The 14,647-nt window shown below is 66.7% G+C and carries 11 protein-coding genes, 1 tRNA gene and 1 riboswitch; of the genes, 4 read left to right on the forward strand and 8 right to left on the reverse strand.

The features are described 5' to 3' along the window. Positions 1-128 precede the first annotated feature (128 nt). Positions 129-255, forward strand: a riboswitch (TPP riboswitch). After that, positions 248-1,888 carry a phosphomethylpyrimidine synthase ThiC gene (gene thiC, locus ON40_RS31155; protein WP_040828568.1) on the forward strand — a complete coding sequence of 547 codons (1,641 nt, stop codon included), beginning with the start codon at positions 248-250 and terminating at the stop codon, positions 1,886-1,888. (Overlaps the previous riboswitch by 8 nt.) 510 nt (positions 1,889-2,398) lie before the next feature. Then, complete coding sequence (locus ON40_RS31160) at positions 2,399-3,256, forward strand: DUF5995 family protein (RefSeq protein ID WP_040828569.1); 858 nt, start codon at positions 2,399-2,401, stop codon at positions 3,254-3,256. A 292-nt stretch (positions 3,257-3,548) separates the two neighbouring features. On the opposite strand, the gene ON40_RS31165 is transcribed toward ON40_RS31160, so the two are convergent. Beyond that, positions 3,549-4,694 carry a GTP-binding protein gene (locus ON40_RS31165; protein WP_040828571.1) on the reverse strand — a complete coding sequence of 382 codons (1,146 nt, stop codon included), beginning with the start codon at positions 4,692-4,694 and terminating at the stop codon, positions 3,549-3,551. 73 nt (positions 4,695-4,767) lie between these two features. On the opposite strand from ON40_RS31165, the gene thiD reads away from it, so the two are divergent. Next, the gene (gene thiD, locus ON40_RS31170) at positions 4,768-5,616 is read left to right on the forward strand and encodes a bifunctional hydroxymethylpyrimidine kinase/phosphomethylpyrimidine kinase (RefSeq protein ID WP_040828573.1); all 849 of its coding nucleotides are present in this window, start codon (positions 4,768-4,770) and stop codon (positions 5,614-5,616) included. Positions 5,617-5,732: 116 nt separating this feature from the next. Then, positions 5,733-6,980 (forward strand): bifunctional glycosyltransferase family 2/GtrA family protein, encoded by a 1,248-nt coding sequence (locus tag ON40_RS31175; protein ID WP_040828574.1) that lies wholly within the window; start codon positions 5,733-5,735, stop codon positions 6,978-6,980. Between the two features lie 78 nt (positions 6,981-7,058). On the opposite strand, the gene ON40_RS31180 is transcribed toward ON40_RS31175, so the two are convergent. From ON40_RS31180 to ON40_RS31210, 7 genes are all read right to left on the reverse strand, one after another. Then, positions 7,059-7,131 (reverse strand) — tRNA-Glu (locus tag ON40_RS31180). A 45-nt stretch (positions 7,132-7,176) separates the two neighbouring features. Further along, positions 7,177-7,854 (reverse strand): TetR/AcrR family transcriptional regulator, encoded by a 678-nt coding sequence (locus ON40_RS31185; protein WP_051193785.1) that lies wholly within the window; start codon positions 7,852-7,854, stop codon positions 7,177-7,179. Positions 7,855-7,860: 6 nt separating this feature from the next. Continuing rightward, positions 7,861-8,649, reverse strand: coding sequence for an enoyl-CoA hydratase family protein (locus ON40_RS31190; protein WP_040828576.1), 789 nt, complete (start codon positions 8,647-8,649; stop codon positions 7,861-7,863). 9 nt (positions 8,650-8,658) lie between these two features. Next, the gene (locus tag ON40_RS31195) at positions 8,659-9,822 is read right to left on the reverse strand and encodes an acyl-CoA dehydrogenase family protein (protein ID WP_040828577.1); all 1,164 of its coding nucleotides are present in this window, start codon (positions 9,820-9,822) and stop codon (positions 8,659-8,661) included. Positions 9,823-9,825: 3 nt separating this feature from the next. Further along, positions 9,826-11,814, reverse strand: a complete 1,989-nt coding sequence (locus ON40_RS31200) for an acetyl/propionyl/methylcrotonyl-CoA carboxylase subunit alpha (RefSeq protein ID WP_040828578.1) — start codon at positions 11,812-11,814, stop codon at positions 9,826-9,828. Between the two features lie 8 nt (positions 11,815-11,822). Continuing rightward, positions 11,823-13,421, reverse strand: coding sequence for an acyl-CoA carboxylase subunit beta (locus tag ON40_RS31205; RefSeq protein ID WP_040828579.1), 1,599 nt, complete (start codon positions 13,419-13,421; stop codon positions 11,823-11,825). Next, positions 13,418-14,566: an acyl-CoA dehydrogenase family protein gene (locus tag ON40_RS31210; protein ID WP_040828593.1), complete on the reverse strand. Its 1,149-nt coding sequence runs from the start codon at positions 14,564-14,566 to the stop codon at positions 13,418-13,420. The genes ON40_RS31205 and ON40_RS31210 overlap by 4 nt, the downstream gene beginning before the upstream one ends. Positions 14,567-14,647: the final 81 nt, after the last annotated feature.

Below are 14,647 nucleotides of genomic sequence, written 5' to 3' on the forward strand. Positions count from 1 at the left end.
ATCCACCGTCGACCGAAGGTTCATCCCCCGGATGTCGCACGGGACGATCGCCAACCCACGCCGCGAAATTCCCACCCGGGTCCGCTGACGCTCGCCACCCCGGGCATGTACCCTCGGCCGGGTACCACAACCGAACATGCGGGGGCTCGCACCAGCGGGCTGAGAGGACGGCTAGCCCATCAGGGCGGATCAGGGCCGTCGACCGTTAGAACCTGACCGGGTAATGCCGGCGTAGGGAGGCTTCAACATGTCATCGAATCATGCCCAGAGCACCGTCGACACCGTGACCACCGGGCCCATCCAGGGCAGCGTCAAGCACTATCAGCAGGTGGATGACCTGCGCATTCCGGTGCGCCGGGTCAACCTCACCAACGGTGAGCACTTCGATGTCTACGACACCTCGGGCCCGTACACCGACGATGCGGCAACGATCGATCTCGACGGCGGTCTGCCGAAGCTGCGGGACGGCTGGGCCAAGCCGGATGTCGCCGGTCCGCCTACCCAGCTGGCCTGGGCGCGGCAGGGGCTCGTCACCAGCGAGATGCGGTATATCGCTGCGCGCGAAGGGGTTTCGCCCGAGTTGGTGCGCGAGGAGGTCGCCGCGGGGCGCGCGGTGATCCCGGCCAATCACAATCATCCCGAATCCGAGCCGATGATCATCGGCAAGAAGTTCGCGGTGAAAATCAATGCGAACATCGGCAATTCGGCTGTGAGCTCCTCGATCGCGGAAGAGGTCGAGAAGATGGTGTGGGCCACGCGCTGGGGCGCGGACACCATCATGGATCTGTCCACCGGGAAGAACATCCACGAGACCCGCGAGTGGATTCTGCGCAATTCGCCCGTCCCGGTCGGCACCGTGCCGATCTATCAGGCGCTGGAGAAGACAAACGGCGATCCGACCGAGTTGACCTGGGAACTCTACCGCGACACCGTGATCGAGCAGGCCGAGCAGGGCGTGGACTACATGACCGTGCACGCCGGGGTGCTGCTGCGCTACGTGCCGTTGACGGCCAAGCGGGTCACCGGGATCGTCTCGCGCGGCGGTTCGATCATGGCCGCGTGGTGCCTGGCGCATCATCGGGAGTCGTTCCTGTACACGCATTTCGAGGAACTGTGCGAGATCCTGGCGAAGTACGACATCACTTTCTCCCTGGGTGACGGCCTGCGCCCCGGCTCGATCGCCGACGCCAACGACGAGGCCCAGTTCGCCGAGTTGCGCACCCTGGGCGAGCTGACGAAGATCGCGAAATCCCATGGCGTGCAGGTGATGATCGAGGGTCCGGGTCACGTGCCGATGCACAAGATCGTGGAGAACGTGCGGCTCGAGGAGGAGCTGTGCGAGGAGGCCCCGTTCTACACCCTCGGCCCGCTGGCCACCGATATCGCGCCCGCGTACGACCACATCACCTCCGGGATCGGCGCGGCGATCATCGCCCAGGCCGGTACCGCGATGCTGTGCTACGTCACGCCGAAGGAACACCTGGGCCTGCCCAACCGCGACGATGTGAAGACCGGCGTCATCACCTACAAGATCGCCGCGCACGCGGCCGATCTCGCGAAGGGTCTGCCGCACGCCCAGGACCGTGACGACGCATTGTCCAAGGCGCGCTTCGAATTCCGCTGGCACGACCAGTTCGCCCTGTCCCTGGATCCGGACACCGCCCGCGAATTCCACGACGAGACCCTCCCCGCCGAACCCGCCAAGACCGCGCACTTCTGCTCGATGTGCGGCCCGAAGTTCTGCTCCATGCGCATCTCCGCCGACGTGCGCGAATACGCCGAAAGTCACGGCCTCACCGACGTCGATGCGATCGAAGCCGGCATGGCCGAGAAGTCCGCTGAATTCACCGAATCCGGCAACCAGGTCTACCTCCCGGTCGTCTCGTAAACCGTTCCCCCACAATCGATCCCGGTTCCGGCCTCTCCGCGGAGGTCGGGGTCCCGCCTGACCCCGACCTCCTCCGGGACGACGGACCCGGGTTTCGGTGACCTCAGGCGCCAACCTGGATACCACGACTCTCCCCCGGAGATCCCTGCGGACCATTTCCCTGCGGACCATTGGTGGTATTCGGTGGTGACGGATCTCCGACTCGACAGGCAGAACCGGTTCCATGCCCGCTGCGATTTCACGGCTACCAACGGCCGAGTGACTTCTCCGGGATCGGTGGAGTACACCGTCGAGTTCACCCTGCACTCCCGCTGAGGCCGCAGGCACGCATCTGTTCCATCGCGGCCTCGCGTGGCACGACCAGTTTGCCCCGTGTGCCGCCTAGAGTGCGTGGGGCTTGGCGTGATGATCTCATGGGCCCCGGCTGCGGCGGGGCCTGCAATCGCACATGAGCGCGAGGAGAGGGCCGGGATGGTCCGGGTTGGGGTTGCGAGGTCGCTACTGGTCGGGATGACTTGCGCCACTGTGGCTTTCGGCATCGCGCCAGCGGCCGCCGAGGCGCCGTCGGTCGCGACCGCGGGCTGTGGGAGCCCTTTGTCCGACCGCGAGGTCGGTGCGATTGCCGCGCTCTCCGATACGAGCACCTTGTCGGGCACTCCGATGCAGCGGTTGACCGATGTCATCGAGCGGCATCACCGCATCACCGACATTCTGGTGAAGCATCGGGATCGGCGAGGACTGTTTCTGATCGGGCTCGATCTGTCCGAACAGCAGGCCGTGATGCCGTTGCAGCGCGACCCGGCGGCATTCGCGCACCCGGGCTACGCGCACGAGGTCAGCTTGCAGCTCGCGCGGCGGCTACTGGTCAGCTTCCACCGCGAATTCGCGGGCGGGACCGTGGAACCACATTGGGCACAGTATTTTTCGCTGGCGGCGGACTGTGGCATCTCCGGCGCGCGGGTGGCGATGGCCGGTTACAACGCCCACCTCACGGTCGATCTGGCGTATTCGGTTGCGGCAGCGGGCGCGCGGCCGGAGGATGCGGGCGACCACTTCGAAATCGTCGACGCGATCGCCGGGCAGGGGTTCCCGATCGTCGATCGCACCAAAGCGGCCTACGGCGTCGACATCGGGCCGCTGTGGCGGTTCTACTTCCTCGGCGAAGGGCTGGATTCGCTTGTTGGACAAGGCGTTGCGACCGGCCCCATGCTCCGGGCAGCGGACGACGGCTACAACGTGATCGTGTTCGGCAACGGACTGGCACTACAGAACCCGGCCGTCCACGACGCGACCGTGGAAGAGATTCGAACCCTGCACCGGTCCACCGAAACCGCGTTCGACGTTCTCACGCGACTCGGCAGATTATGAGTCCTACCGGCGTGCCGACGAGATCAGCCGTTGCCGCGAACCGGCGGTCGAATGGGGAACGCGCCCGATTGCGCTCATGAGATCGTGTTCGTGCTTCATACTGTTCGACGCAAGGCACCTGCTCGACTGATGCACAACGACTGCTCAGAGGGAGGTTGCACTATGCGCGCGAACGTCGGAGACCAGATCACATGTGATGTGATGCTGCGGTAACGGACCTCGTTCCACCCTGCTCTCGCAGGGGTGAACGCTCAGCTCGAAGCAGGCCGCCCGAGCTGTACGAACGCGCCCGTCATGCGTGTTCGTGCAGCTCGACCCACGACGGGAACGGATCCGGATACTGTTGCCAGACAACAGGTCCGGCTTCCAATTCGGTGTCGGTGAGCAGGGCGGTGTTCAGCAGGTCCCGAATGTGCGGGCGGTTCAGGCGGACGCCGATGAACACGAGTTCCTGGCCGGGCGTCATCTCCAGCGAGGTCCAGTACGCGGCGGCCTCGAAGGTCAGACCGGGGCCTGCCTGCGACCAGATCGCGGCCACGTCGGGACGGGTCGCGAGCCAGCAGAAGCCCTTGCTGCGCAGCAGCCGATGCAGTTGCGCCAGAGCCGATTCCAGCCGTTCGGGATGAAAGGGGCGATCGGCGGTGAAGGTCAGGCTGCTGATGCCGTATTCCTCGGTTTCCGGGGTGTGCCCACCGGCGAGTTCGTCCTCCCAGCCGTCGAACTGGGCCGCGATGTCGGGGTTGTAGCGGCCGGTGCCGAGCACCTCGGCCAGCTCGACGACGCCGTGCGCGGACCGCACGATGTGCGCGGCCGGATTGAGCCGCCTGATCGTCGCCTCCACGGTGCCCACGGCATTCGCGCTCACCAGGTCGGTCTTGTTGAGCACCAGCACGTTCGCGAATTCGACCTGGTCGATGAGCAGATCGGCGATGGTGCGCTCATCGCCCTGCGCGGCCTGCATGTCCCGGTCGGCCAGGGCTTGGCCCTTCACGACCTCGGCCAGGAAGGTGGAGGCGTCCACGACGGTCACCATGGTGTCCAGCCGCGCGATATCGCCGAGCCGGAAGCCGTCCTCGAATTCCCATTCGAAGGTGGCCGCGACCGGCATCGGTTCGGAGATGCCGGTCGATTCGATCACCAGCTGGTCGAAACGTCCCTCGCGGGCCAGCGCGCCGACCGATTCGATCAGATCCTCGCGCAGCGTGCAGCAGATGCAGCCGTTGCTGAGTTCGACCAGTTTCTCCTCGGTCCGGTCCAGACTCGCCTGGACCGCGACCAGGGCCGCATCGATGTTCACCTCGCTCATATCGTTCACGATCACCGCGACGCGGCGGCCCTCGCGATTGGCCAGGATGTGGTTGAGCAGGGTCGTCTTACCCGCGCCGAGGAATCCGAACAGGACGGTCACGGGCAGCGGAGCGTTCGTCGATGCGGTCACAGGCTAATGATAATCGTTTTCATTAAAGAAGTTGCGGCGGGGCCCGGATCGGCGGGACGTAATGTCTGAGGGTGTGAGACTTCTGCCCCTGACTCCCGATGGCCGCACGCCGGTCCGTGCGCTGACCATCGCCGGAACCGATTCCGGCGGCGGCGCGGGCATCCAGGCCGATTCCCGCACGATGGCCCTGCTCGGCGTGCACGCCTGCGTCGCGGTGGCGGCGGTGACGGTGCAGAATTCGGTGGGCGTCAGCGGATTTCACGAGATCCCGCCCGAGGTGGTCGCCGATCAGGTGCGCGTCGTGGTGAGCGATATCGGCATCGGCGCGGCCAAGACCGGCATGCTCGCCTCGACCGCGATCATCGAGGCGGTCGCGGGCGTGTGCCGGGAGCTGGGCATCGGCCGCGACGGGCACATCCCGCTGGTGGTCGATCCCGTCGCGGCCTCCATGCACGGCGACCCGCTGCTGCACGCCGAGGCGCTGGATGCGTTGCGGCACATACTGATTCCGTGTGCCACCCTGGTCACCCCGAATCTGGACGAAGTACGGCTGCTCACCGGGATCGAGGTCGTCGACGATCGCACGGCGCACAAGGCGGCCGAGGCGCTGCACGGACTGGGACCGCGCTGGGCGATCGTCAAGGGCGGGCATCTGCGTTCGTCGGCATTCAGCACCGATCTGCTCTACGACGGCGACACGTTCGTCGAACTGTCCGCCCCGCGCATCGAGACCGGCAACGATCACGGCGGCGGCGACACCCTGGCCGCGGCCACCGCCTGCGCGCTCGCGCACGGCTACACCGTTCCCGAGGCCGTGGAATTCGGTAAGGAGTGGACCCGGCGCTGCCTGGCCGCGTCCTACGACCTGGGCGCCGGCCACGGGCCGGTCTCACCGCTGTGGCGGCTGCATTCCCACGATTGAGGGGCCAAATATTCTTTGTTTGAAACTTGAATCGCGCAACCCCTGCGGCCACTCTCCCAGGAATCTCCCAGCTCTGCCGCAGCCAGAACCAAGGCTGGTCCTCAACGGTGGAGCCCATGACCGACACCGCAACGGCGGCTCACGAGTGCGATCCGGACGATGCCGTACTGACGCCCGTGCTGGATGTGGTGATCCCGGTCTACAACGAGGAGCGTGATCTCGGCGTCTGCGTACGGCGCCTGCACGAGTTCCTCGGTGACGGATTCCCGTTCAGTGCGCGGATCACCATAGCGGACAACGCCTCCACCGATACCACTCTGGCCGTCGCCCAGGGGTTGGCCGACGAGCTGGCCGACGTGCACGTGGTCCATCTGGATCGCAAGGGTCGCGGCCGGGCGCTGCGCGCGGTCTGGGAGGCATCGGACGCGCAGGTCGTCGCCTACATGGACGTCGACCTGTCCACCGACCTCAACGCGCTGCTGCCACTGGTCGCACCCCTGGTGTCCGGACATTCGGATCTGGCGATCGGCACGCGGCTGGCCAAATCCTCGCGCGTGGTGCGCGGACCCAAGCGCGAATTCATTTCTCGCAGCTACAACCTGATCCTGAAGGCGTCGCTGCAAGCCCGCTTCTCCGACGCACAGTGCGGATTCAAGGCCATGCGCACCGACGTCGGCCAGCTGGTCCTGCCGCTGGTGCAGGACGGGGAATGGTTCTTCGACACCGAACTGCTGGTCATCGCCGAACGCGCCGGACTGCGGATTCACGAGGTTCCGGTGGACTGGATCGATGATCCCGATTCGCGCGTGGACATCATCGATACCGCCCGCAAGGATCTGCGCGGCATCTGGCGGCTCGGGCGGGCCCTGGCGACCGGTCGACTGCCCATCAACGAACTGCGTATCGCGATCGGGCGGGAGCCCCTGGTGGAGGGTGTGCCGCTGGGCATGGTCGGGCAGGTGGTGCGATTCGGCATCGTGGGGGTGATCTCGACGCTCGCCTTCATGGTCCTGTACCTGGTGTTGCAGCCGCTCACGGGTGCGCAGGCGGCGAACTTCCTGGCGCTGCTGATCACTGCCATCGGTAATACGACGGCCAATCGGGCGTTCACCTTCGGTGTGCGCGGATCCAGCAAGGCCGTCTCCCATCAGATCCAGGGGTTGTTGATCTTCGTCTTCACCTGGTTCCTGACCAGTGGTTCGCTGTTCGCGCTGCATCACTGGGCTCCCGGTGCGGCCGTGCACCTGCAACTGTTCGTGCTGGTGGTCGCGAATCTGGTCGCCACGCTGATCCGGTTCATCGCACTGCGCTGGGTGTTCCGCAATGCGGTCGGCGGCCCGCGGGCCGCCGAGAACCTCGCATAGCGACCCGAATTCGACCGGCCGCCAAGCGAATTCGTCGAGAAAGGAAAAAGCCGCGCACACAGGCGCGGCTTCTCGATGTAGCCCCGACGGGATTTGAACCCGCGCTACCGCCTTGAGAGGGCGGCGTCCTAGGCCGCTAGACGACGGGGCCAGGAACAACCCGCCTAGCGTAACCGGCATCGGCCGGTCCGCCAAATCAAGTTGGGCCGGTCACACTCCGTTGGCCAACCGGCATCGGCGGAGTCACCTCCGCCGTAGCGGAGCGGAGGCCGAACAACTCAGCGTGCAGAGTTTTGGCCCATTGGGCGACGATTTCCTTGCGACGGGCCGAATCGTCGGTGAGGACGTCGGCCAGGCCCAGTCCGCGGGCCAGGTCCATGGTGGCCTGGACGAGATGGTGGGCGACCGGATCGGAATCGTCGACGCCCAGCGCGCCCACGGCCATGCGGTGTGAGACGCGGCCGAAGCGGGCCTCCAGCGGGACGATGCGTTCGCGCAGGGCGGGGTCGGCGGCGGCGTGCGTCCACACCTGTAGAGCCGCCTTGAACAGCGGGCTCGTATAGGACTCGACCAGCGAGCCCACCACGGCCTCGGTGCGGCCGACGCCCTCCGCGATCCGCCGCAGACTGCGCGCCTCCGTCTCGGCCTGCGCCATGCGGATGTCGAACATGTACTCGAGTGCGGCGGTGATCAGATCCTCTCGCGTCGGGAAATGATGTTGCGCCGCACCGCGTGACACCCCGGCCCGCTCGGCCACCACGGCCACGGTGGCCGCCGCCCAACCGGTTTCGGCCAGCGTGTCGATGGTCGATTCGAGCAGCCGCTGCCGGGTGGCCCGGCTGCGGTCCTGCTTGGGTTCGTGCGGGGTAGCCATGACGAGCTATTCTGCCCAGCTCGGCGGACGACGCTGAAAGAAGGCCGTCATACCCTCGACCACCTCGGACGTTCCGAAATACGAGGCGGACCGTTTCGCCAGTTCCTCGGCCGAACGGTCGAACTCGGCGAGCAGGGCCGCGTTCACCAGACGCTTGCTCTCGGCCAGACCCTGCGGTGAGCCCTTGCGCAGTTCGCCGCGCAACCGGCTCACCTCCGCGACCGCGTCCTGGGCCGCCACGGTGATCAGGCCGATGCGCTCGGCTTCGGCGGCGTCGAAGGTTTCGCCGGTCTGGTAGTAGCGCCCGGCCGCGCGGGAGGTCGTGCGCGGCAGCAGTGTCAGCGAGATCATGAAGGGGGCCAGGCCGATTCGCGCCTCGGTCAGCGCGAAGGTGCTGGAGGGACCGGCCACGGCGATGTCGCACGCGGCCAGGATGCCCATACCACCGGCGCGGACATTGCCATCGACCTGCGCCACAACGGGTTTGGGAAGCTCCAGGATGTCCCGCAGCACCCGGATCATCCACCGGGTCCGGATATCCGCCGCCGCGGCCGGGTCGGCATCCAGGGCTTCCTTGAGATCCGCACCGGCGCAGAAGGTATTGCCGGTGTGGGTCAGGACGACACCGCGTGCGGACTCGTCGGCGGCGGCGCGCTCGAGGCCCGACAGGAGTTCACCGACCAGACGCGAGGACAGCGCGTTGCGATTGTGCGGCGAGTCCAGGGTGAGCACGGCGAATCCGTCACTCACCTCGTAGTGCACGAAAGGTGAATCGGCACCGGAAGTTTCGCTCATGGTCACCCCTCAGTAGGACCTGGGCAGGCCCAGCGAGTGCTGGGAGACGAAGTTCAGGATCATCTCGCGACTGACCGGCGCCACGCGCGCGATACGGGCCGCGGCGAGCATCCCGGCCAACCCGACGTCACTGGTCAGGCCCGAGCCGCCGTGTGTCTGGATGGACTGGTCCAACGCCTTGATACTCGCCTCGGCCGCAGCGTATTTCGCCATGTTCGCCGCCTCGGCCGCACCGAAGTCGTCGCCGGAGTCGTAGAGCACCGCGGCCTTCTGCATCATCAGCTTGGCCAGCTCCAGTTCGATCTTCACCTGCGCGAGCGGATGCGAAAGACCTTGGTGCGCACCGATCGGCACACCCTTCCACACCGCGCGCTCCTTGGCGTATTCGACCGCGCGGTCGATGGCATAGCGGCCCATGCCGACCGCCATCGCCGCACCCATGATCCGCTCGGGATTCAGGCCCGCGAACAGTTGCGCGATGGCCGCGTCCTCCTGGCCGACCAGGGCGGTGCCGGGCAGGCGCACGTCGTCGAGGAACAGGGTGAACTGGTTGTCCGGTTCGATGATGTCCATCTGCTGCGCCGTCTTGACCAGGCCGGGAGCGTCGGTCGGCACGATGAACAGGGCCGGCTGGAGGTTGCCGGTCTTGGCGTTCTCGGTGCGGGCCACGATGAGCACCGCCTCGGCCTGGTCGACGCCGGAGATGAAGATCTTGCGGCCGTTGAGGATCCAGTCCTCGCCGTCGCGGCGGGCGGTGGTGGTGATCTTGTGCGAATTGGATCCGGCGTCGGGTTCGGTGATGCCGAAGACCATCTTCGACGAACCGTCGGCCAGGCGCGTGAGCCAGTACTTCTTCTGATCCTCGGTGCCGTATTTGGTGATGATCGTGCCGCAGATGGCCGGGGACACCACCATGAGCAGCAGACCGCAGCCGCGCGCGGACAACTCCTCCTGCACCAGGGCCAGCTCGTAGATGCCCGCGCCGCCACCGCCGTACTCCTCGGGCAGATTCACGCCCAGGAAGCCGAGTTCGCCGGCCTCGGACCACAATTCGTCGTACGGCTCGTTGCGCCGGGCCTTGGGTCCGGCGTACTCGCGGAAGTTGTACTTCTCGGCCAGCTTGGCCACCGCGGCCCGCAGCGCCTTCTGCTCGTCGGATTCGATGAAACTCATGGGCTACTCCTGATCTTCGCTGTGGACCACGGCGAGCACGGCGCCCACCTCGACCTGCTGACCGGCAACGACATTCAATTCGGCAAGGATGCCCGCGGCGGGGGCGGCGATGGTGTGCTCCATCTTCATCGCCTCCAGCCACAGGATCGGCTGCCCCTTCTCGACCCGATCGCCCGCCTGTGCGCCGAGGCGGATGACCGCGCCCGGCATGGGCGCGAGCAGCGAGCCCTCGGCCACCTGATCGGCCGGATCCTCGAAGCGCGGCAGGTGTTTCACCGCTACCGGGCCCAGTGGCGAGTCGATCGTCACCAGATCGCCGTAACGCGCGATCTCGAAGCGGCGGCGAACCCGGCCTCGGTCGCCGGGAACGGTCAGGGTGACCGAATCCGGTGTGGCCTCGATCAATTCGAGGCCGTCGAAACCGTCGACCACGAGGCCGGCGCGGGTGAGGCGGTAGCGGATCTCGTGTTTGCCGCTGATCCGGGACTCGTAGGACTTGGCCTGTGGCTGGGAGGGGAGATTGCGCCAGCCGCTGGGCAGGCCCGCGCCGATGCGGGCCGCGGCGCGATTGGCCGCGGCGTCGGACAGGGCCGCGGCGACGATGGACAGCTTCTCGTCGCCTTCGGAAATCAAAGGAGCGGAGAGCTTTTCCAGTCCGTGCGTGGCGAAGAACGCGGTATCGGTATCACCCGCGAGGAAGGCCGGATGCCGCAGGACCCGGACCAGCAGATCGCGGTTGGTCACCAATCCGTGGATCTTCGCCCGCTGCAACGCCGAGGCCAGCAGATGCGCTGCCTCGTCTCGGGTTTCGGCATAGGAGATCACCTTGGACAGCATCGGGTCGTAGTGCACTCCGACCTGCGAGCCGTCCACCACGCCGGTGTCCAGGCGCACGCCCGGTTCGGTCAGGACGGTGAACTCCCCTGTGGCGCCGGGAATGTCGAGCCGAAACACCGGACCGCTCTGCGGCTGCCAATCCTGTGCCGGATCCTCCGCGTACAGGCGCACCTCGATGGAATGTCCGCGCAGACCGGGCTGCCGCGCGGGCAACGGACGTCCCGCGGCAACCTGCAACTGCAACCGGACCAGATCCAGCCCGGTGACCTGTTCGGTGACCGGATGTTCCACCTGCAGACGGGTATTCATCTCCAGGAAGAAGAAATCGCCCCTCTCGTCGGCCAGGAATTCGACCGTGCCCGCGCCCTCGTAACCGATCGCCTCCGCGGCCAGCCGCGCCGCGGTGAACAACCGCTCGCGCATGCCGTCGATCTTCTCCACCAGCGGCGAGGGGGCCTCCTCCACGACCTTCTGATGCCGCCGCTGAATGGAGCATTCCCGCTCCCCCACCGCCCACACCGCGCCGTGCGTATCGGCCATGACCTGCACTTCGATATGCCGTCCGGTCTCGAGATACCGCTCGCAGAACACGGTCGGATCGCCGAAGGCCGATTCGGCCTCACGCTGCGCCGCCTCGAGCTGCGCGGCCAGATCGGCCACCTCGCGCACCACCCGCATACCGCGGCCGCCACCGCCCGCCGACGCCTTGATCAGCACCGGCAGCACCTCGGCGGTGACCTCGGCCGGGTCGAGTTGCTTCAGCACCGGGACACCGGCCGCGTCCATCATCTTCTTGGCCTCGACCTTCGAGCCCATCTGCTCGATGGCCGCGACGGGCGGGCCGATCCAGATCAGCCCGGCCTCCTGCACGGCCTTCGCGAATCCGGCGTTCTCCGAGAGGAATCCGTAACCGGGATGAATCGCGTCCGCACCCGCGGCCAGCGCGGCCTCGATGATGAGCTCAACACGCAGATAGGTCTCGCCCGGAGCGTTGCCGGGCAGCCGGACGGCCGAATCCGCCTCCGCCACATGGGGTGAGTTCGCGTCGGCGTCCGAATAGACGGCGGTGGTGGCGATTCCCATGCGGCGGCAGGTCGCGAAGACGCGCCGGGCGATCTCGCCGCGATTGGCGACCAGAACGTTCGTGATTTCCATACCTCGCCTCACATCCGGAAGACGCCGAAACCCGCGGCGCCCTCGATCGGGGCATTGTGGATGGCGGACAACGCCATTCCCAGTACCGTGCGGGTGTCGCGGGGGTCGATGACGCCGTCGTCGTACAGGCGGCCCGACATGAACATGGGCAGTGATTCGGCCTCGATCTGCGCCTCGATCATCGCGCGCATCCCCTTGTCGGCCTCCTCGTCGAACGGCATCCCCTTGGCCTCGGCGGCCGCGCGTCCCACGATCGAGATGACGCCCGCCAGCTGCGCACCACCCATCACCGCGGATTTCGCACTGGGCCAGGCGAAGACGAAGCGCGGATCGTAGGCCCGCCCGCACATGCCGTAGTGGCCCGCACCGTAGGACGCCCCCATCAGCACCGAGATGTGCGGCACCTTCGAATTGGAGACCGCGTTGATCATCATCGCGCCGTGCTTGATGATGCCCTTCTGCTCGTACTCCTTGCCGACCATGTAGCCGGTCGTGTTGTGCAGGAACAACAGTGGCGTATCGGACTGATTGGCCAGCTGGATGAACTGCGCCGCCTTCTGCGCCTCCTCGGAGAACAGCACGCCGCGGGCGTTGGCGAGAATGCCGACCGGATAGCCGTGCAGTTCGGCCCATCCCGTCACCAGGCTGGAGCCGTAGAGCGGTTTGAACTCGTCGAAATCCGAGCCGTCCACCACCCGGGCGATCACCTCGCGCGGATCGAACGGAATCTTCAGATCCGTCGGCACGATGCCGAGCAGCTCATCCTGGTCGTACAGCGGTTCGATGACCTCGGCCCGCGGCGCCGGACCGCGCTTGGTCCAGTTGAGGCGCTTGACGATCGACCGGCCCAGACGGATCGCATCCTGTTCGTCCGCGGCCAGATAATCGGCCAGACCCGAGACGCGCGCGTGCATTTCCGCGCCGCCGAGGGATTCGTCGTCGGATTCCTCACCGGTGGCCATCTTCACCAGCGGCGGACCACCCAGGAACACCTTGGACCGTTCCTTGATCATGACGGTGTAGTCGGACATCCCCGGGATGTACGCGCCACCGGCCGTGGAATTGCCGAAAACCAGTGCGATGGTGGGTATTCCAGCTGCGGACAGGCGAGTCAGATCCCGGAACATGCGGCCGCCGGGGACGAAGACCTCCTTCTGCGTCGGCAGATCCGCGCCGCCGGATTCGACCAGTCCGATGACCGGGAGCCGGTTCTCCAGCGCGATATCGTTCATCCGCAGGTTCTTGCGCAACGTCCACGGATTCGAGGTGCCGCCGCGCACGGTCGGATCCGGGGCGACGATCATGCATTCGACGCCCTCCACGATGCCGATGCCCGCGATGACGCTCGCGCCCACATGGAATTCACTGCCCCAGGCGGCGAGTGGAGCCAGTTCCAGGAACGGCGAATCCTCGTCGATGAGCAGTTCGATGCGCTCACGCGCGGTCAGCTTGCCGCGCTTGCGATGTCGCGCCAGCTTGTCCGGGCCGCCGCCGGCGATGTTCTTGGCGTACTCGGCCTCCACCTCGGCCAGTTTCGCCGTCATGGCCTCGGCGGCGGTGGCGTAATCCGCCGACGCCGCGTCCAGGGAACTACGCAGGATACTCAAGACTGGAACCCCAATCGCTTGGCCGCGAGGCTGGTCAGGATCTCGTTGGTGCCGCCGCCGATACCGAGGATGCGCACATCCCGATAATGCCGCTCGACCTCGGACTCGCGCATGTAACCGAGCCCGCCGAACAGCTGAACCGCCTGGTGCGCAACCCATTCCGCAGTCTCCACGGCGGTGTTCTTGGCGAAGCACACCTCCGCGATCAGATCGGTGTCACCTGCCGCCGCGCGCTCGACCACGTGCCGGGTGTACACCCGCGCGACATCGATCCGGCGGGCCATCTCCGACAACGTGTTCTGCACCGCCTGACGGCTGATCAGCGGGCGGCCGAAGGTCTCCCGATCCCGGCACCACTGCAGGGTCAGGTCCAGGCAGCGCTGCGCATGCCCGTACGCCTGCGCGGCCAGGCCCACCCGTTCGCTCACGAATGCCTGTGCGATCTGGGCGAATCCACTGTTCTCGACGCCGACCAGATTCGAAACCGGTACGCGCGCATCGACATACGACAGTTCGGCGGTGTCCGAGGCCAGCCAGCCCATCTTCTCGAGTTTGCGGCTGACGGTGAATCCTGGCGTCCCCTTCTCCACTACCAGCAGCGACACACCGGACGCGCCGGGACCGCCCGTGCGCACCGCCGTCACCACGTAGTCCGCGCGCACGCCCGAGGTGATGAACGTCTTCGAGCCGTTCACCACGTATTCGTCGCCGTCGCGCACCGCGCTGGTGCGCAGATGCCCGACATCCGAGCCGCCGCCGGGTTCGGTGATGGCCAGTGAGCCGATCTTCTCGCCCGCCAGCGTCGGCTTCACCCAGCGCTCGATCTGCTCGCGGTTCCCGGACGCGGCAATGTGCGGCACCGCGATACCGCAGGTGAACAGTGATGCGAACAGGCCACCCGAGCAGCCCGCGTAATGCATCTCCTCGCACACGATCGCGGCATCGAGGCCGTCACCGCCGGAACCGCCCACCGATTCGGGGAACTGGATGCCCAAAAGGCCCAGCGCGCCCGCCTTCTTGTGCAACTCGCGCGGAATCTCACCGGCGCGTTCCCACTCGTCCAGTTGGGGCAGCACCTCGCGCTCGGCGAAACCGCGCACGGTGGCGCGCAATTCACGTCGCTCGGGAGTCTCCCAAGGGCTCACATAGGTCATAGTTGCGTCCTCCCGGGCCCGAACAAGCGCCCTCCTCGGTGACATCCCGCCGCTTCCTGCCGACGCCGACAC

The sequence above is a fragment of the Nocardia jiangxiensis NBRC 101359 genome (genome assembly GCF_000308615.1).
In the GTDB taxonomy this organism is placed as follows: Bacteria; Actinomycetota; Actinomycetes; order Mycobacteriales; family Mycobacteriaceae; genus Nocardia; species Nocardia jiangxiensis.

Bases quoted from the DNA above. Each gene is read 5' to 3' on its own strand.
- thiC (WP_040828568.1), top strand. From the start codon at position 248: ATGTCATCGAATCATGCCCAGAGCACCGTCGACACCGTGACCACCGGG.
- ON40_RS31160 (WP_040828569.1), top strand. From the start codon at position 2,399: ATGACTTGCGCCACTGTGGCTTTCGGCATCGCGCCAGCGGCCGCCGAG.
- ON40_RS31175 (WP_040828574.1), top strand. From the start codon at position 5,733: ATGACCGACACCGCAACGGCGGCTCACGAGTGCGATCCGGACGATGCC.
- ON40_RS31185 (WP_051193785.1), bottom strand. From the start codon at position 7,854: ATGGCTACCCCGCACGAACCCAAGCAGGACCGCAGCCGGGCCACCCGG.
- ON40_RS31190 (WP_040828576.1), bottom strand. From the start codon at position 8,649: ATGAGCGAAACTTCCGGTGCCGATTCACCTTTCGTGCACTACGAGGTG.
- ON40_RS31195 (WP_040828577.1), bottom strand. From the start codon at position 9,822: ATGAGTTTCATCGAATCCGACGAGCAGAAGGCGCTGCGGGCCGCGGTG.
- ON40_RS31200 (WP_040828578.1), bottom strand. From the start codon at position 11,814: ATGGAAATCACGAACGTTCTGGTCGCCAATCGCGGCGAGATCGCCCGG.